This is a genomic window from Burkholderia sp. RF4-BP95 (genome assembly GCF_001521985.1).
GTDB lineage: Bacteria > Pseudomonadota > Gammaproteobacteria > Burkholderiales > Burkholderiaceae > Burkholderia > Burkholderia diffusa.
On sequence record NZ_LOSX01000024.1, the window covers coordinates 18,697 to 37,144 of the forward strand.

Genomic DNA, 18,448 nt, shown 5'->3' on the forward strand with positions numbered 1-18,448 from the left:
GATCTTGGAGACAATCATGAAAAAACTCGTCATCGCCGTCGCGCTTGCGCTGACGACAGGCGCCGCCGCCGCGAAAGACCCGGCCGTCCTGCGCCTCGGCGTCGATCCCAGCTACGCGCCATTCGAATCGCTCGCGCCGGACGGCAAGCTCGTCGGCTTCGACATCGATCTCGGCAACGCGATCTGCGAACGCATGAAGGTGCGCTGCGTGTGGGTCGAAAACGCCTTCGACGGGATGATCCCCGCGCTGAAGGCGCGCAAGTTCGACGGCGTGCTGTCGTCGATGAGCGTGACCGAGAAGCGCCTCGCACAGATCGCGTTCACCGACAAGATCAACAACGTGCCGCCGCGCCTCGTCGCGCGACGCGGCTCGAACCTGCAGCCGACGGCCGGGTCGCTGGCCGGCAAGAGCGTCGGCGTCGAGCAGGGGTCGACGCAGGAAACCTATGCGCGCACGTACTGGGAACCGAAGGGCGTGATCGTGCGCACGTACCAGACGCAGGATCTCGTCTATCAGGATTTGATTGCGGGGCGCCTCGACGCGTCGCTGCAATCGTCGGTGCAGGCCGATCTCGGCTTCCTGAAGACCGCGAAGGGCGCGAACTTCGAATTCGCGGGGCCGCCGCTGCACGATCCGAAGACGCTCGGCGTCGGGTCCGCGATCGGCGTGCGCAAGGATGACGACGCGCTGCGCACGCAGATCAACCAGGCGCTCGCGAGCCTGATTCAGGACGGCACGTATCAGCGGATCGCGAAGAAGTATTTCTCGTTCGACATCTACAACTGACGGATGCGAGCGGCTACGGCCGCCGGCCGATGCGAAGGGGCGTCGCGCGCGGGCGCGATGCCCCTTTCCCGCTTTCGGCATCCGGTTCGCCGAGTTCCTTTTGACCAACGGCCTGTGCAATTGCGCCGCGCAATCGTCTGACGACAGCCGCGGGATCGACAGGTGACCGAACGATGCGCCGCGATGAACATCTCGGTCGACGGCGAACGCGCGACGGCCGTGCGCAGCGCGTGGCGGCCGCGCGCGCACGAAGCGGGCGCCCCGACAGCGTGCACGACACGCCGAGCCTTCCGCAACGGGCATGAAGCTTGCGCCTTGCGCCCGCTCGCGATCTCCGACGGCGAGTGCGCGTCGCTTCGCGGCGGCGATGCGTGACCGGCCGGTCAACGCCGCATCCCATCAAGAAGGAGACGTCGTCATGGACGAGACGAATGCATATCGGCGCTACAATCGCCGGCGCTTTCTCGCCGGTGTTGCAGCGATGGCCGGCAGCGTTGCGCTGCCGGGTTGCGGCGGAGACGACAATGGCCCCAGTTCGGACGGCAACGCGCCCGCGCCTTCGATCGGCGACACGCCGTCGCCGAACGGACGCGATCGCTACAACCTTCCACGGCCTGCGTTGCCCGATCCCGCGAGTTCCGGCATCGATCACATCGTGCTGGTCACGATGGAAAATCGTTCATTCGACCACTACCTGAGCTGGGTGCCCGGCGCCGAGGGCATGCCCGCCAATCAGCAATTCAAGGACGCGTTCGGCGGGATCGACTCGCCGTTCCCGCTGTCGGCCAATCCCGCTTACGGCTATCAGGCATGCGCATACCACGACCCGAATCACAGCTACGAGGGCGCGCGCACGCAACTGGCTTCGGGCGCGATGAACGGCTGGCTCCTGACGCCGGGAACGAGCCTGACGCGCGGCGACCTGCTGCCGATCGGCTTTTACACGTCGGCCGACCTGCCGTTCTTCAGCGCGGTCGCGAGCAGCTACACGATCGGCGACTTCTACTTCACCGGCATCCTGACCAACACGTTTCCGAATCGCCTCTACCTGCACAGCGGCGCCACCGACCGCCTCACCGACACCCCCGACAACTCGTCGCTGCGCACGATCTGGGACAACCTGAGCGACGCCAACGTCGGTTGCAGCTACTACTATCACGACGTGCCGTTCACCGCGCTGTACGGCACGCGCTATATCGGCATCTCGCATACGTTTTCGGATTTCCTGTCGAATGCGGCGGCGGGAACGCTGCCGCCGTTCTGCATGGTCGACCCGGCTTTCACGGGCGAGCAGCAAGGCGCTTCCGCGGACGATCATCCGCATGCGGATATTCGCGACGGGCAGGCGTTTCTCAACCAGGTTTATGACGCGTTGCGTACGAGCCCCAGCTGGAGCCGCACGCTGATGATCGTGGTGTACGACGAGTGGGGCGGTTTTCTCGAGCACGTGGTGCCGCCGATCCGGCCGATCAGCAACAGCGAGCACGCAATCGGCAACGACGGCAAGCTCGGCTTTCGCGTGCCGCTTGCGCTGCTCGGTCCGCGCGTTCGCGCGGGCACGGTGACGCGCTATCCGTTCGATCCGAGCTCGATTCATGCGCTGCTGCAGTGGCGTTTCGGATTGAAGCCGCTCGGCGTACGCGGCAGCGACCCGGCGACGTTCAATCTCGCTTACGCACTCGATTTCACCGACGCGCCGCGCACGGATGCACCGGCGTTCACGGTCGCGCAAGGGCCGTTCGGCGGAACGTGTCCCGGGGAAACCGCACCTGCGCCCTCCGGCTCGGTGTCCGGCATCGATCCGTCGCAAATGGCGGCCAGTCCGTCATCCAGTCCGGCGGTCGATCGTTTCGCCGAATTGCGCGCGAAGGCAGCGACGCTCGGGTTCCGGACGGGCGCCTGACGATGGCGCGGAGGCGGCGGCACCGATCGAAATCGGTGCCGCCGCCCCTTTGCGCGCACGCCGCGCCCGGAGGACAATGCGCGGTGAATCCCTCCCGAGGTTGCTCGACATGGCCCGATTCCAGCCCGACGGATGGCATACCGTCACGCCTCGCATCGTCGTTCCCGATCCCGAGCACCTGATCGCCTTCATCAAGGCGGTCTTTCACGCGCGGGGCGAATTCCGTTCAGGACTGCCAGCCGAAATCAGGATCGGCGATTCCGTCGTGATGGTGAGCGGCGGGGACGGCCTGCGCGATCCGACGCCGGCGTTTCTCTACGTCTACGTCGAGAACACCGACTCGACCTATCGCCGGGCGATGGCCGCAAACGCGACTTCGCTCGAAATGCCGGCCGACATGCCGTACGGCGACCGGCGCGCGATGGTCAGGGACCCGTGGGGAAACACCTGGCAGATCGCCACGCATCTGCGCGATCCGTCGGTTGACGAGATCCGGTCTCGGCTGGCGGACGGCGAATAATCGACAGCCGGGACCGTCCGCGATCCGGGCGCATCGCACCCCGTGCATGCGACGCGCGCCTCGGCCGTCGGCACGCCGTTCACCTCGGCAACGTATCCACCCTCCACCGCCGCCCTTCTGTCGCATTCGTTCAGATTCGCGTCGCGTGCGGATAAAACCGCCGCGCCACACCTGCCGTTAACCCGTTCGCAACCCCGGCGCCCCGCATTTCGACGCGGCGCCCCGTCGTCGTTCGTGATCCGGAATCCACATCCGCCGTTGGCCGCCCGTCGGGCCGCCGGCAAGGGAACGTCATGCGAAAACTCACCATCCGCGGCGGACTCGTCGCGACCATCGCCGGCTATACGGCGCTGCTCGTGCTGGTCGTCGGCGCGTGCATCGCCGCCCTCTACGCGGGCAACGGCTCGCTCGAAGCAATGTACCGCGACGACACCGCGTCGCTGCTGCACCTGAAAACCAGCTCGGAGCGCATGCTCGTGCTGCGCGAACGCGTGAGCGACGTCGCGCAGATCATCAGCGCCGGCCAGCCCGCGAAGGCGGAAATCGCGCAACTCCACACGCTCCTCAAGCAGAGCGACGACGAACTGGACGCGTACACGCGCCTGCACGCGCGCGACGCGGACGAGCAAACGCTGTTCGACACGCTGCGCAATCGCCGTCGCACGCTGCTCGACCAGGTGTTCCTGAAGGCGATGTCGCAACTCGATCACGACAACGCGTTCGACTTCCTCGACACGCACCGCACCGCGCCGCCGGCACTCTTCACCGCCTATCAGGAAGCGATCGACGCGCTCGAATCGTTCCAGGTCGCACGCCAGAAGGCGCGCTACGACGCGGCCGGCGAGCGCTTCCACCGGATCGTGTGGGCCATGGTGGCGGTCGCCCTGTTCGCGCTGATCGTCGGCTTCCTGGCGCAGCGCGTGCTCGCGAAGGCGATCATCGCGCCGATCCATCTCGCCGTCGCGCATTTCGACAGGATTTCGAAAGGCGACCTGACCGGCACGGTCGTCATCCCCGGCGAAAACGAAATGGCGTATCTGCTGAATGCGTTGAAGCGGATGCAGGACGGCCTCGTCGAAACCGTGAACCAGGTGCGCTCGAGCACGGAGACGATCGTCGGCGACGTCCGCACGATCGCGAGCGGCAACGTCGACCTGTCCGCGCGCACGGAGCAGCAGGCCGTGTCGCTGCAGCAGGCGGCGGCGAGCGTGGAGCAGCTGACGGCGACCGTGCGCCAGAACGCGGACAACGCGCGCGATGCGCGCACTTACGCGGAAGGCGCGGCCGGCATCGCGTCGAAAGGCGGCGACGCGATGCAGCGCGTCATCGAAACGATGTCGGCGATCTCGCACAGCTCCACGCGGATCTCCGGCATCGTCGGCGTGATCGAAAGCATCGCATTCCAGACGAACATCCTTGCGTTGAATGCGGCGGTCGAAGCAGCGCGCGCGGGCGAACAGGGGCGTGGCTTCGCCGTGGTGGCGACCGAGGTGCGCGGGCTCGCGCAGCGCTGCGCGTCGGCGGCGAAGGAAATTCGCGAACTCATCGGCCACTCGGCGCAGCGCGTCGAAGACGGCAGCGGCCTTGTCGCGCTCGCCGGCTCGGCGATGACCGAACTCGTCGCCGCGGTCGGGCGCGTGAACGCGATCATGGGCGAGACGAGCATCGCATTCGACGAGCAGTCGGCCGGCATCGAACAGGTGAATGCCGCGGTCATCCAGATGGAGCAGACGATGCAGCGCAATGCGGCGCTGGTGGAAGAGGCGGCCGCCGCTGCGCTGTCGCTCGAGGATCAGAGCACGCGGCTGAGCGATGCCGTCGCGCAGTTCCGTCTTCGAGAGGCGGCGGTGGCGTGATGTGACCGGCCCGACCGGCGTCGGGCCGCCCGGCACGGTACGACACCCGAGCCGCGGCCCGGTGTCGTTGCCGGCAAAAATGTGGATCGTGTCGCGGGGCGCTCGCGCCTAGGCCGCCCGTGCCAGCAGGTCCATCGCGAAGGACCTCGCGTGCGCGACGGCCTCCTGCGCGTCGGGGAATACGCCGAGCTGCTCCCAGCGCTCTTCGGCCGCGTAGGTTCCTTTCACGGCGAGCGCCCGCTGCACGCGCAACTGCGCGGCGAACCCGCCGTCCTCCAGGGCGCGCGCCGTCGCGACGACCTTGTGCGGGGGACTGGCTCGCTCCGGCTGATTCAACTCGACCGGACCGCCCGGCACGCCGGCGCTCGTCAACTCGTTCCTGGCCTTGCAGTCCGGGCAGTAGAAACACCACCCCGCATCCTCGTGCTCGGGCTTGACCTGACCACGAGCCAGCACGGCGCGGCATTCAACGTTTTCGCAGATGAACGGCATAGCAGTCTCCGGAGTTGTTTGACGGAAATCCTAGCATGTCCGTCGGCGGCGAAACCAGAAAAATACCCGGCCCGAACCGGCCCCGCCTCGCCGTCCTTGCACCGCGCAAACCGCTGCGGCAATTGCGTCGTTCAGTAGCGACTGCGCCCCCACAGCGTCGTCGGCTCGTCGAGCAGGTGCCGCAACCCGCTGCGCGCGATCATCGTCTCCGCGACCGTCGTCACGCGCTCGAGAATCTCGTGCTCGTCGACCGACAACACGCGGCGATCCTCCATCAGCACGCGGCCGCCGACCATCGTCATGCACACGTCGGCCGCATTCGCGAAACACGTCACGCGATACACGGGCATGTTCATCGGCATCATGTGCGGGCGGAACAGGTCGACGAGGATGACATCGGCGAGCTTGCCGGCTTCGAGCGAACCGATCTCGCGATCGAGCGACAGCGCCTTCGCCGCGTCGATCGTCACCATCTCCAGCACCTTGCCGTGCGGCAGCACATCCGGGTCGCGGAAGTGGCGGCGATGGTAGTGCATGCACTGCCACATGTGACGGAACATGTCGTAGCCGCGATCGGGCGCCGCGCCGTCCGACGCGATCGCGACGGTCACGCCCGCATCGATCAGCTCGGGCACCGGGCAGCGGCCGACGATCGACATGATCGCGCTCGGGTTGTGGACGATCGCGGTGCCGGTTTCCACACACGCGGCGATGTCGTCGTCGGTCAGGTCGATGCTGTGCGACATGAACGACGTCGGGCCGAGCAGCCCGAGTTCGCGATGCGCGAACGCGAGCGTGCCGGCGCGATGCCCGTCCTGCGTGAACGTCAGGCCGCGTTCGCGCGCCAATGCGCCGTAGCGCGCCGCCTGGTCGCGGAAGTCGCGCTCGTACCGCGCGAGTTCCGGGTCGTGCTCGGGACCGTACACCGGCAGCGTCAGCGCGATCCGGATCCGGCCGTCGGCATTGCCGTGGCATGCGTCGACGATGCGCTCGCACACGTCGTACATCGTGTCGAAATCGACGTCGCGCGTCTCGCTGCCGTCCGGCGTATGGCGCGTGTATGCGCGCGGCGCGGGCGGGCGCGACGGGCCGACGGCCACGACCGAGCGCGTGCCGGTGCGCACGACCGCATCGCAGTGGCGCCGCGCGTAGACGGGATCGTCGACGCGCATGATCGAGTTGCCGCCGCCGAGCAGCGACACGCCCGTCGTCACGCCGGCCTTCAGCCGCTCGAGCGCCGCGAGGTGCGATTCGGTTTCCCAGAACGCCTCGTCCGACGCGCGCGTGTAGATCGTCTCGGCCGCGGCCGACCACGCATCGCCGTCCGCGCCGCCGATCGTGCGCAGCATCGCGTGGCCCGCGTGCGCATGCGAATCGATCAGGCCCGGCAGAACGGCCTTGCGGCGCGCGTCGATCATGCGCGCGGCGCGGAACCGCGCCTGCAACTCGGCGGTGTCGCCAACGGCGACGATGCGATCGCCCTTCACGGCAACTGCGCCGTTCTCGATCACGCGCCGCTGCGGGTCCATCGTGATCACGCAGCCGTTCGCGATCAGCGTATCGATTGCTTCGCGCCGGTCGTCGGCCTTGTCCTCGGTCTTCATCGCCTGGTGTCCTGTTGGAATGCGAAATAGTCAAAGGGCCGCCGAGCGGAACAACCGCCGGGCGGCTGCCCGGCGGCTCGACGGCGGCATGTCGGTCGTGACGTCACGCGGAGCGGACCGGCGCCGTCACACGCGCCTTCAGCTTGCGCTGCGCTGCGCTGATCGTGATGAACACGACGGCGTTCGCGGCGAGCGCGACCAGCCCGGGGTTGATCGACGTCAGCGTGCTCGATGCGCCGGGGAACAGCGACGCGAGCGTCACGCCGTAGTAATTCGTCATCGCGATCACGATCGCGCCGGCGACGATGCCCGCGAACGCACCTTCCCGCGTGCCGAACGGCCGCTTCAGGAAGCTCGACGCAAGCATCGGCACGAGCTGGGTGAGCAGGCTCGACGAGAAGATCGCGAGCGTGACGAAAGTGGCGCCGCCGCGCAACACGAAGTAGACGACGACCAGCGTGAAGATCGGCAATGCGATCCGCGCGACGCGCGTCACCTCGCGATCGGTCGCATTCGGCGCGAAGCCTTCGCGATAGATGTTGCGCGCGATCGTCGTCGATGCGTTCAGCATGATCAGCGAGCCCGGCACCAGCGCGGTCAGCAGGCCCGTGCCGCCGACGATGCCGACGAACCACGCGGGGAACGTCTGCTTCACGAGGCGCAGCAGCGCGAGGTCGGTTTGCGCGCCTTCGAGCCCGTGCACGGTCATCACGGCCGCGAAGCCGACGAGGAACAGGAACGCGATCAGCACCTGGTACAGCGGCATCAGGATCACGTTGCGGCGCAGCGCGCGTTCGTCCTTCGCGACGTAGATCGCGGTGAAGCCATGCGGATACAGGTAATAGCCGAGCGACGTGAGCAGGATCGTCGAGTTGTACCAACTCAGGTTGAAGCCGTGCTCGGGCATGCGCAGCAGTTCGGGATGCGCGGCGTCGATCTTCGCGAACATCTCGCCGAGGCCGCCGTAATAGTGCATCGGCAGGTACAGGCCGAGGAAGATCGCGATCGCGAGGATCAGCACGTCCTTGAAGATCGCGATGCTCGCGGAGCCGTGAATGCCCGACACGACCATGTAGACCGCCATCAGCGACGCGGCGATCCAGATCGCGGCCGATTGCGGAATCAGCCCGTACGACATCTCCGACACGATCACGCCGAGGCCGCGCAGCTGGATCATCAGCAGCGACACCATCGCGAACACGGCCACCACCGACACCAGCACGCCGATCGCGCGGCTGTCGTACTTCGCCGCGAAGTAATCGGCGAACGACACGAGCCCGCGCTCCTTTGCGTAGCGCCACACCGCGGGCAGCATCCAGTAGCCGATCACGAACGCGAGGCAGCCGTACGACAGGATGTAGAACGCGGGCACGCCCTTGCTGTAGGTCCAGCCGCTCGCGCCGAGAAACGAGAACGTCGAGAACGCCTCGCCCGCCATCAGCAGGAACGTGAGCAGCGAGCCGAAGCCGCGCCCGCCGACCGCCCACTGCTCGAGCGTGAGCTTGCGGCCGCGCCGTGCCATCACGCCGATCGCGAGCGCGAACACGGCGAACGCCGCGATGATGAGGATCGATGCGTTCATCGCGCGTCTCCCGTGCGGCCGTCGCGGGCCGAGTCGCGCTCGTCGAGGTGGAACAGGATCGCGAGGATCGCGGCGGTCGCGGCCATCCAGATCAGGTTCCATACGAGCAGGAACGGCAGGCCGAACAGCAGCGGCCGCACCTCGGCGATCGAGCCGCCGGTGTACATCCCGACGAACGGCAACGCCGCCAGCAACAGTTTGAATTTCATTGATGTCTCCTCCGGAAGACGCGCGAACGCGTCAGGGCGTCAGAACTTCTGGCGAATGCCGACCACCGCCGCCACCTGCGACGTCGTCGACGACGGGCCGTCGGTGCCGTCGATCCACGCGTGTCCGACACCCGACGACGCCTTCTGGTAGAAGCCATTCACGTACACGTCGGTGCGCTTCGACAGCAGGTACTGAACGCCGGCCGACACCTGCTGGTAGTGACCGCCGTCGCCGCCGCGCGCGACCTTCGTATACGTGTAGCCGGCCGCGGCCATCAACGCGGGCGTGATCAGGTAGCGCACGCTGCCTTCGTAATTGCTGAAACGCAGCGCGCCGCCCGTTGCCTGGCCGAAGTTCGAGCCCGTGTACAGCAGCCCGAGCGTCGCCTGCCCGATCGCATAGCTGCCGCCCGCGCCCCAGATCTGCTGGCGCACCGCGTTCCCGAGGCTCGCACCGAACACGGATGCCGACGACGAATAGTAGTTATCCGAAGCAACTGCACCGATCGTGCTGACCGCCGGATGGTTCACGCGCGCATACGCGGCGCCCGCGTTGAGCGGCCCGTTCGCATACGTGACGCCCGCGCTCCACGTGTTGTCGTTCGAGAAGCCGGTCGAGTTCGAGAAGCCGTACACGAGGTTCGCCTGCAGGCCCGCGATCGTCGGCGACACGTACTTGACCGCGTTGTTGGTGCGGAACGTGTTGTTGATGTCGTCGTTGTCGAACGGATGTGTCGAGTACTGCGCGAGGAAACTGCTCATCTGCAGCGAGCCGAGGATGTCCTGCGTCGAGTTGTACTGGCGGCCGAGCGTCACCGCACCCCAGCTCGCGCCGCTCAGGCCGACCCATGCCGAGCGGCCGAACATCCGGCCGCCCTGCCCGAGCGCGCCGTTCGCGACGTTGAAGCCGTTCTCGACCCGGAAGTTCGCCTTCAGGCCGCCGCCGAGATCCTCGGTGCCGATCAAGCCCCAGCGCGGGCCCGATTCGTTGCCGCCCGTGAACTGCCACAGCGCATGGCCCTTCGCGTTGCTCGTATAGGTCACGCCCGCGTCGACGATCCCGTACAGCGTCACCGTCGACTGCGCGTGCGCGGCGCCGGCGAACATCATCGCAATGGCCGCGCTCATGCACGCGACGCCCCTGTTACTGCCCATCGTTCGCACCATCTCCGTCATCTCCTCTCCAAACCGTCTTGTCGATGTTGTGTTGTGTTTTCTCGATGCTGGCCATACGCGCCGGTCGGCTTGTATAGACAGTGGCTGGATGGTATCCAGCCGCAATCGCATCAAGAAATGAAATGTTCAACTGGCCGGCAGTTGAAAATCGAATGGAGACGAGTGAAGCGGGGACGGGCAAGGAAAGCGGTCATCCGCAAGCAAACGGAAAGCCTCGAGGCCCGCGTGACGCGGTGCACTTTGCTCAGACGTGAATGGCGCGCGTAAGCAAGCTGACGAAACGGCGACGCGCGATGCGGCTACGCGGTTTTCCCGGATAGCCCGTGCATCGGCCGCCGCAGTGCGGCATCGAACGGGTTCGTGCGCGGGCCGATCGCATCGGCCTGGCGCCTGAGCAGTTCGACGACCATCGGCATCCGGTCGTCGCCGAGACGCGACGCCAGCGTGCCGACGCTCAGCGCGCCGACCGGATAACCGGTGCGGTCGAGGATCGGCACCGCGACGCCGGCCATCCCGTCGAGCACGCCGCTGTTGCGCCCTGCGTAGCCGAGTTGGCGCACGCGTTCGATCTCGGTGCGCAGATACACCTCGTCGAGCACGCCGTAGCCGCGAATGCGCGGCACGTTGAAGCGGATCACCTCCTCGCGCTCGGCTTCCGGCAGGAACGCGAGGATCGCGAGGCTGCCCTGCCCGACGCCGAGCGCGATGCGCCCGCCGATGTCGCCGGTAAACGAGCGGATCGGGAATGGCCCTTCGCACAGGTCGAGACACACCGCGTCGAAGCCGCTCTTCACGAGCAGGAAGATCGTCTCGCCGAGACTCGCGCACAGCCGCAGCAGCGCGGGCCGGCACAGCGTACGCATGCTGCTCGGGTTGCCGGCCAGCGCCGCGAGCGCGAAGAAGTCGACGCTCAACCGGTACAGCTTCGACTGCTCGTCCTGCTCGACCATCCCTTCGGCGATCAACGATTGCAGGATCCGGTGCGCGGTGCCCTGCGTCAGGCCGACGGCCTTCGCGAGATGCGTGACACGCACGCCGTCCTGCTGCATGCCGGCCAGCGCGCGCAGGATCGCGAACGCGCGCTGCAGCATGCCGGTGCCCGGCGCGCCGGCCGCATCGGCGGCGGCGTCCTCGTCCGGGGCCGGCACGCTTGCGGCACGCGACGTTCCGCGCGAATGAGGTTCCTGCATGCGAGTTCTCCTCGATGATTTCAGTGAACGGAATACGCCAGCCGCCATTGTCGTGCCGCCGAAATGCGTCGGGCATCCGGGTGTGCACGGGATTGACGTGCGCTTTTCATCGCCTCGCCCGCCTTCACTCAACGGAACGATTTTCCGACGATGCCTCAAACCATTCCGATCAATGGAATTTTTCAGAAATTTATCCCGCTGAGCAGAATTCGAAATTGACGCTCCCAAATATGGCTGGCTAGAGTCCGCGTCAATGACGCACCGGCCATCCGGTGTGCGAACCCGGAGTTCCCCATGTCGTTTCTCACGCTTACGGATCTGACGAAATCGTTCGGCGAGCTCACGGCCGTCGCCGACGTCAACCTGTCGGTCGAACAAGGCGAATTCGTGTCGCTGCTCGGGCCATCGGGCTGCGGCAAGACCACGACGCTGCAGATGATCGCCGGCTTCGTCGACGTCACGCGCGGCCGCATCGCGCTCGACGGTCAGGACATCACGCACATGAAGCCGAACCGCCGCGGGCTCGGCATCGTGTTCCAGAGCTATGCGCTGTTTCCGCACATGAGCGTCGCGGAGAACGTCGGCTTCGGCCTCGACATGCGCGGCGTCGACAAGGCGGAGCGCGCCGAGCGGATCCGCGCGGCGCTCGCGCTCGTGCGTCTCGATGCGCTCGCGCACCGCTTTCCGCGCGAGCTGTCCGGCGGCCAGCGGCAGCGTGTCGCGATCGCACGTGCGGTCGTGATCGAACCGCCGGTGCTGCTGCTCGACGAGCCGATGTCGAACCTCGACGCGAAGCTGCGCGAGGAGATGCAGTTCGAACTGCGCGCGATCCAGCGCAAGATCGGCACGACGACGATCATGGTCACGCACGATCAATCGGAAGCGCTGTCGATCAGCGATCGCGTGGTCGTGATGGAGGCCGGCCGCATCACGCAGACCGACACGCCGTACCGCGCGTACGAACGTCCGGAGAACCACTTCGTGTCGCAGTTCATCGGCAAGGCGAACCTGCTGCCCGGCACCATCGTCGCGCACGACGGCGACGCGATCCGCATCGACCTCGGCCACGATCTCGCGGAGACGGGCCGCACCGCGCACCTGCCGGCGCGCGAGCGCGACGTGCGCATCGGCGACGCCGTATCGGTGTGCATCCGTCCTGAAAAACTGCGCCTGTGCGCGCCGGGCGCGGGCCGCTTCGCCGCGACCGTCACGAGCCGCTTCTTTCTCGGCAGCCAGTGGCTGTACCGCGTCGACAGCGCGCTCGGCGAAGTGCTCGTCTGCTGTCAGAACGAAGGGGCGGAGCCGCTCGCGGAAGGTGCGCCGGTCGGCGTCGACTGGCACAGCGACGCGGTGCGCGTGATGCGGCGGGAGGCCTGAATGGGACAGCCTGCCCGACCGCTCCCGACCGACGGCGCGCCGGCCGCGCGCGCGCAATCGGCCGTGCCCGCATCCGCCGCCGATGCCATGGCGCCACGCGCCGCCGGCGGCCGCACGTTGCGCGCGTCGTGGCGCGCCCATGCGCCGCTGTGGCTGATGTGCACGCCCGCGTTCCTGCTCTTCGCCGCGCTCGTGCTCGTGCCGCTCGCGATGACCTTCGCGCTCACGTTCTACCGCTACGATCCGGCCACGGGCCCGATCGCCGCGTTCCAGTTCGGCAACTACGCGGAAGTGCTCGGCTCGTCGTACTTCCACACGATCTTCGCGCGCACGTTCGGCATCGCCGCGCTGACCACCGCGATCTGCGTCGCGATCGGCACGCCGGAAGCGTACGTGCTGTCGAAAATGCGCGACCCGTGGCGCTCGCTGTTCCTGCTCGTCATCCTTGCGCCGCTGCTCGTGTCGGTCGTCGTGCGCGCGTTCGGCTGGAGCATGCTGCTCAACACGAGCGGGCTCGTGAACCAGGCGCTCGGGCTCGTCGGTCTCGGGCCGTACAAGCTCGAATACACGACGTTCGCGATCGTGATCGCGCTGGTGCACGTGATGCTGCCGTTCATGGTGATCCCCGTGTGGACCGCGCTGCAGCGGCTCGATCCGCAGACCGAGCACGCGGCGCTGTCGCTCGGCGCATCGCCGTTCACGACCCTGCGCCGCATCGTGGTGCCGCAGCTGATGCCGGGCGTGCTGTCCGGCAGCCTGATGGTGTTCGGGCTGTCGGCGAGCGCGTTCGCGATTCCGGGCCTGCTCGGCGGACGCCGGTTGAAGGTCGCGGCGACCGCCGTCTACGACGAATTCCTCGGCTCGCTGAACTGGCCGCTCGGCGCGACGATCGCGGTGCTGCTGCTGGTCGCGAACCTCGTCGTGATGCTCACCTACTACCGCGTGCTCGAACGCCGCTATGCGCGCAGCCTCGGAGGCGCTTCCCGATGAGAAAGAACGGCCCCTTCGCCCTGGCGTTCCACACGCTCGTGATCCTGTTCGTGCTCGCACCGCTCGTGATCGTCGTGCTCGTCGCGTTCACGCCCGACGAAACGCTGACGCTGCCGACGCATGGCCTGTCGCTGCGCTGGTTCCGCGCGATCCTCGACTATCCGGACTTCGTCACCGCATTCGCCAACAGCGTGAAGCTCGCATTCGCGTCGGCGACGCTGTCGCTCGCGATCGCATTGCCCGCCGGGCTCGCGATCGGCCGCGCGGCGTTTCCCGGCCGCGCGTTCCTGAACGGCCTGCTGCTGTCGCCGCTCGTGATCCCCGGCCTCGTGCTCGGCATCGCGCTGCTGCGGTTCTTCGCGCTGATCGGCGCGACCGGCTCGTTCGCGTGGCTGGTGCTCGCGCACATGATCGTCATCACGCCGTTCGTGATGCGGCTCGTGCTCGCGTCCGTCGCCGGCCTCGACCGCAGCATCGAACAGGCCGCATGCTCGCTCGGCGCCGATCCGTGGACGACGTTCCGCCGCATCACGCTGCCGATGATCGTGCCCGGCATCACCGGCGGCTGGCTGCTCGCGTTCATCAACAGCTTCGACGAACTGACGATGTCGATCTTCGTCACGTCGCCGCAGACGGTCACGCTGCCGGTGCGCATGTACATGTACGCGACCGAATCGATCGATCCGATGATGGCGTCGGTATCGGCGCTCGTCATCTTCATCACCGCCGGCGCGATGCTGCTGCTCGATCGCGTGTACGGCCTGAACCGCATCCTGATCGGCCAACACTGATGACGACTTCCGTTTCCCGTTCCACCGGCATCGCGGACGACGGCGCGCAGTTCGTGCGCGTCGCCGAACGCGAGCGCGCCGCCGTCGCGTTCACGCTCGACGGTCGCCCCGCGCACGCGCTCGCCGGCGACACCGTGCTCACCGCGATCCTCGTCGCGCAGCGCCGCGTGCGCGTGAGCGAATTCAGCGGCAAGCCGCGCGCGGGCTTCTGCCTGATCGGCGCGTGCCAGGACTGCTGGGTGCGCACCGAGGCCGGCGCACGCGTGCGCGCATGCTCGACGCCGATCGTCGACGGCATGCGGATTCTCACCGGCGCGCAGCCCGCCGCAGGCGGAGAGGCATCATGAACGACGCATTGCGACCGGTGATCGTCGGCGCGGGGCCGGCCGGCGTACGCGCGGCCGAGGCGCTGGTCGACGCGGGGCTGCGCCCCGTCGTGATCGACGAGAACGCGCGCTGGGGCGGGCAGATCTATCGTCAGCCGCCGGCCGACGGCGCGTTCGCGCGCGGCAAGCGCGTGCTGTACGGCTTCGAGGCCGCGAAGGCCGATGCCGTGCACCGGACCATGGCCGCGCTGCTGCCGCACGTCGATTACCGGCCGAACACGCTCGCGTGGGCGTGCGGCGCGGGCCGCGTCGACACGCTGCAGGACGGCCGCGAGACGACCGTGCCGTTCTCGCACCTGATCGTCGCGAGCGGTGCGACCGATCGCATGCTGCCGGTGCCGGGATGGACGCTCGCCGGCGTCTACACGCTCGGCGGCGCGCAGGTCGCGCTGAAGGCGCAGGGCTGCGCGATCGGCAGCCGCATCGTGTTCGCGGGCACGGGACCCTTGCTGTATCTCGTCGCCTATCAATACGCGAAAGCCGGCGCGCAGGTCGCGGCGGTGCTCGACACGAGTCCGCTGCGCCAGCAGGCCGCCGCGACACCGGCCCTGCTGCGCATGCCGTCCACCTTCGCGAAGGGGCTGTACTACATCGGCTGGCTGCGCGCGCACGGCGTCGCGATCGAAACGGGCGTCACGCTCGAGCGCGTGCTCGGCGAGCAGCACGTGACGGGACTCGCATGGCGCGCGGCCGGCGGCGACGCGCCGCCGCGGCGGCTCGACTGCGACGCGCTCGGCCTCGGCTTCGGGCTGCGTTCGGAAACGCAGCTCGCGGATCTCGCCGGCTGCCGGTTCCGTTTCGATCCGCTCAACCGCGCATGGCTGCCCGAACGCGACGCGGCCGGCCGCACGTCGGTGCGCGGCATCTACGTCGCGGGCGACGGTGCCGGCATCGCAGGCGCCGACGCGGCCGAGGCGTCCGGGCGACGCGCGGCGCTGGCGCTACTCGACGATGCGGGTATCGAAACGCCGTCGCGCGCGCGTTCCGGCAAACCCGATGCGGCGATGCTGGAGCGCAGGCTTGTCCGGCTCGGCACATTCCGCGCGGGCCTCGAAGCCGCATTCGCGCCGCCCGCCGCGCTCGCCGCGCGCTGCCCGGACGACACGATCGTATGCCGCTGCGAGGAAATCGACGCGGGTACGTTGCGACGCTGCATTCGCGGCGGCGAAGCGACCGAGATGAACCGGTTGAAGGCGCTGACACGCGCCGGGATGGGCCGCTGCCAGGGCCGCATGTGCGGCGACGCGACCGCGCTCGTGCTCGCCGCCGAAACCGGCCGCCCGCTCGCGGATGTCGGACGGTTGCGCGCGCAACCACCCGTGAAGCCGTTTCCGATTTCCGCCGCGCTCGCGGGCGACGAAGTCGCGGCGATTCCCGACGAGGCGCGCGATGAGTGACCTTCGCCACTACGACGTCGCGATCGTCGGCGGCGGGCTCGTCGGGGCATCGGCCGCGCTGGCGCTGACGCGGCGCGGCTTGCGCGTCGCGCTGTTCGAACGCCGCGACTGCGGCGCACAGGCGAGCGGCGTGAACTACGGCGGCGTGCGCTGCCAGGGCCGCCCGGCCGAACAGCTGCCGCTCGCGCTGCGCGCGCGGCGCATCTGGGATCGCCTGCCCGAGCTGATCGGCATCGACGGCGAATTCGTCGTGTCGGGCCACTTGCGGCTCGCGCGCAGCGACGCCGATCTCGATGCACTCGATGCCTACGCGGCGCTCGCCGGCGAGCACGGCCTGCCGCTGCAGGTGATGCGCGGCGACGCGTTCCGTCGCCGCTATCCGTGGCTCGGCCGCGCGGCGGTCGGCGGCTCGCTGTGCGCGACCGACGGACATGCGAACCCGCGCGTCGTGTCGCCCGCGTTCGCGCGCGCAGCCCGCGCGGCAGGCGCCGACGTATTCGAGCACACGCCGGTCGACGCGGTCCGGCACGACGGCACGCGCTTTCACCTTCATGCCGGCGACCGCGCATGCGCCGCGACGTGGCTGATCAACTCGGCCGGCGCATGGGCGAACACGATCGCCGAACGCTTCGGCGAAGCCGTGCCGATGGAGCCGATCTACCCGAACATGTGGGTGACCGAACCGCTGCCGCCGTTCATCACGCACAACCTCGGCGTGTACGGCGGCGGCGTGTACGCGCGGCAGGTCGCGCGCGGCAACTGCGTGATCGGCGGCGGGCGCGGTCGCGGCGACGGCGAATTCGGCCAGCCGTCGGTCGATACGACACGCGCGGTGATGCGCGATGCATGCGCGCTGCTGCCCGCGTTGCGCGACGCGCTGCTGATCCGCACGTGGAGCGGCGTCGAAGGCTGCACGCCCGACCACAACCCGATCATCGGCGCGAGCCGCACCACGCCGAACCTGCTGCATGCGTTCGGTTTTTCCGGCGGCGGTTTCCTGCTCGCACCGGGCGTCGGCGAGGTGCTCGCCGATCTCGTCACGACGGGCGAAACCGCCACGCCACTCGATGCATTCTCGATCGGCCGCTTCTTCCGCCAAGCCGCGCCGACCGCCCCTTTCCGTCAAGAGGAGACCCAACGATGAAACTGCTCGGAACGATCGCGGCGGCTGCCGCCCTCTGCATCGCCGGCGCCGGCGCGCCCGCGTTCGCGCAAACGAAGACGATCTACGTCGGCATGAACGGCGGCCCGATGGAAAAGGCCTATACGAGCCAGGTGCTGCCCGACTTCGAGAAAGCGAACAACGTGAAGGTCGTCGTCGTGCCCGGCACGTCGTCGGACGTGCTCGCGAAGCTGCTCGCGAACCGCAACAAGCCGCAGATCCACGTCGCCTTTCTCGACGACGGCGTGATGGCGCGCGCGGTCAGCCTCGGCGTATGCCAGAAGCTCGACGATTCGCCGGTGCTGAAGGAGCTGTATCCGTTCGCGCGGATGAAGGACGACGTCGGCGCGGGCGTGCAGCTCGGGATGACCGGCATCGCGTACAACAAGAAACTGTTCGCGGAAAAAGGCTGGGCGCCGCCGACGTCGTGGATGGATTTCGCCGATCCGAAATACAAGGGCAAGGTCGTGTTCCAGTCCGCGTCGAGCAGCACGTTCGGGCTGCACGGATTTCTCGCGATCAACCGGCTGCTCGGCGGCAGCGAACAGAACGTCGAGCCCGGCTTCAGCAAGTGGGCGAGCACGGTCGGGCCGAACGTCGTCGAGTACATCCCGAACTCGGCGAAGATCTCCGAGATGGTGCAGACCGGCGAGGCCGGCCTGTTCCCGCTGACGCCGACCGGCGTCGGCGACCTGCAGGACAAGGGCATTCCGGTCGCGTATGCGAACCCGAAGGAAGGCCCGGTGCTGCTGCTCGTCGACCTGTGCGTGGTCGCGAACAACCCGGATCCGCAACTGGCCCAGAAGCTCGCGCAGTTCCTGCTGTCCGCGCCCGCGCAGACGAAGGCGGCCGAGGCCGGCAAGCAGATCCCGACCAACCGTCTCGCGAAGATGCCCGCCACGATGCAGCAAAGCCTCGGCAGCGTCGACGACCTGGTGCGCAAGGTGACGGTGGTCGACTGGACGGCGATCAACGCGCGCCGCGCGCAGTGGGACACGCGCTGGAACCGGCAGATCGAGCGGTAAC

Annotated in this window: 17 protein-coding genes; 11 read left to right on the top strand and 6 right to left on the bottom strand. The window is 68.1% G+C overall.

Annotated features, from left to right (window positions below; genetic code table 11):
* Positions 1 to 16: 16 nt before the first annotated feature.
* The 4 genes from WS46_RS09365 to WS46_RS09385 all read left to right on the top strand — a co-directional run bounded on the left by WS46_RS09365 (position 17) and on the right by WS46_RS09385 (position 5,066).
* Positions 17 to 787 carry an ABC transporter substrate-binding protein gene (locus tag WS46_RS09365; protein WP_059690312.1) on the top strand — a complete coding sequence of 257 codons (771 nt, stop codon included), beginning with the start codon at positions 17 to 19 and terminating at the stop codon, positions 785 to 787.
* A gap of 418 nt (positions 788 to 1,205) precedes the next feature.
* The gene (locus WS46_RS09375) at positions 1,206 to 2,690 is read left to right on the top strand and encodes an alkaline phosphatase family protein (RefSeq protein WP_059690314.1); all 1,485 of its coding nucleotides are present in this window, start codon (positions 1,206 to 1,208) and stop codon (positions 2,688 to 2,690) included.
* 76 nt (positions 2,691 to 2,766) lie between these two features.
* Complete coding sequence (locus WS46_RS09380; protein ID WP_223963024.1) at positions 2,767 to 3,210, top strand: VOC family protein; 444 nt, start codon at positions 2,767 to 2,769, stop codon at positions 3,208 to 3,210.
* Positions 3,211 to 3,503: 293 nt separating this feature from the next.
* Positions 3,504 to 5,066: a methyl-accepting chemotaxis protein gene (locus WS46_RS09385; protein ID WP_059690316.1), complete on the top strand. Its 1,563-nt coding sequence runs from the start codon at positions 3,504 to 3,506 to the stop codon at positions 5,064 to 5,066.
* 108 nt (positions 5,067 to 5,174) lie between these two features.
* On the opposite strand, the gene WS46_RS09390 is transcribed toward WS46_RS09385, so the two are convergent.
* From WS46_RS09390 to WS46_RS09415, 6 genes are all read right to left on the bottom strand, one after another.
* Complete coding sequence (locus WS46_RS09390) at positions 5,175 to 5,558, bottom strand: hypothetical protein (protein WP_059531991.1); 384 nt, start codon at positions 5,556 to 5,558, stop codon at positions 5,175 to 5,177.
* Between the two features lie 131 nt (positions 5,559 to 5,689).
* Positions 5,690 to 7,162, bottom strand: a complete 1,473-nt coding sequence (locus WS46_RS09395) for an amidohydrolase family protein (RefSeq protein WP_059690317.1) — start codon at positions 7,160 to 7,162, stop codon at positions 5,690 to 5,692.
* Between the two features lie 103 nt (positions 7,163 to 7,265).
* Complete coding sequence (locus WS46_RS09400) at positions 7,266 to 8,744, bottom strand: sodium:solute symporter (protein WP_059690318.1); 1,479 nt, start codon at positions 8,742 to 8,744, stop codon at positions 7,266 to 7,268.
* The gene (locus WS46_RS09405; RefSeq protein ID WP_059690319.1) at positions 8,741 to 8,953 is read right to left on the bottom strand and encodes a DUF3311 domain-containing protein; all 213 of its coding nucleotides are present in this window, start codon (positions 8,951 to 8,953) and stop codon (positions 8,741 to 8,743) included. Before WS46_RS09405 ends, WS46_RS09400 begins: the two co-directional genes overlap by 4 nt.
* Before the next feature lie 39 nt (positions 8,954 to 8,992).
* Complete coding sequence (locus WS46_RS09410) at positions 8,993 to 10,108, bottom strand: porin (protein WP_373558357.1); 1,116 nt, start codon at positions 10,106 to 10,108, stop codon at positions 8,993 to 8,995.
* Between the two features lie 320 nt (positions 10,109 to 10,428).
* Positions 10,429 to 11,319 carry an IclR family transcriptional regulator gene (locus WS46_RS09415; protein ID WP_059690320.1) on the bottom strand — a complete coding sequence of 297 codons (891 nt, stop codon included), beginning with the start codon at positions 11,317 to 11,319 and terminating at the stop codon, positions 10,429 to 10,431.
* A 294-nt stretch (positions 11,320 to 11,613) separates the two neighbouring features.
* Here WS46_RS09415 and WS46_RS09420 point away from each other — a divergent pair, with 294 nt between their 5' ends.
* From WS46_RS09420 to WS46_RS09450, 7 genes are read left to right on the top strand one after another with little or no spacing between them, the layout of a single operon-like run.
* Positions 11,614 to 12,696 (top strand): ABC transporter ATP-binding protein, encoded by a 1,083-nt coding sequence (locus tag WS46_RS09420; RefSeq protein WP_059532006.1) that lies wholly within the window; start codon positions 11,614 to 11,616, stop codon positions 12,694 to 12,696.
* Entirely contained in the window at positions 12,697 to 13,686 is a 990-nt protein-coding gene (locus WS46_RS09425; protein WP_059690321.1) for an ABC transporter permease, read from the top strand.
* Complete coding sequence (locus WS46_RS09430) at positions 13,683 to 14,477, top strand: ABC transporter permease (protein WP_059690322.1); 795 nt, start codon at positions 13,683 to 13,685, stop codon at positions 14,475 to 14,477. The genes WS46_RS09425 and WS46_RS09430 overlap by 4 nt, the downstream gene beginning before the upstream one ends.
* Positions 14,477 to 14,824, top strand: a complete 348-nt coding sequence (locus tag WS46_RS09435) for a (2Fe-2S)-binding protein (RefSeq protein WP_059690323.1) — start codon at positions 14,477 to 14,479, stop codon at positions 14,822 to 14,824. Before WS46_RS09430 ends, WS46_RS09435 begins: the two co-directional genes overlap by 1 nt.
* Positions 14,821 to 16,260 carry an NAD(P)/FAD-dependent oxidoreductase gene (locus WS46_RS09440; protein ID WP_059690324.1) on the top strand — a complete coding sequence of 480 codons (1,440 nt, stop codon included), beginning with the start codon at positions 14,821 to 14,823 and terminating at the stop codon, positions 16,258 to 16,260. The genes WS46_RS09435 and WS46_RS09440 overlap by 4 nt, the downstream gene beginning before the upstream one ends.
* Positions 16,253 to 17,404, top strand: a complete 1,152-nt coding sequence (locus WS46_RS09445) for an FAD-binding oxidoreductase (protein WP_059690325.1) — start codon at positions 16,253 to 16,255, stop codon at positions 17,402 to 17,404. The genes WS46_RS09440 and WS46_RS09445 overlap by 8 nt, the downstream gene beginning before the upstream one ends.
* The gene (locus WS46_RS09450) at positions 17,401 to 18,447 is read left to right on the top strand and encodes an ABC transporter substrate-binding protein (RefSeq protein ID WP_059690326.1); all 1,047 of its coding nucleotides are present in this window, start codon (positions 17,401 to 17,403) and stop codon (positions 18,445 to 18,447) included. Before WS46_RS09445 ends, WS46_RS09450 begins: the two co-directional genes overlap by 4 nt.
* Position 18,448: the final 1 nt, after the last annotated feature.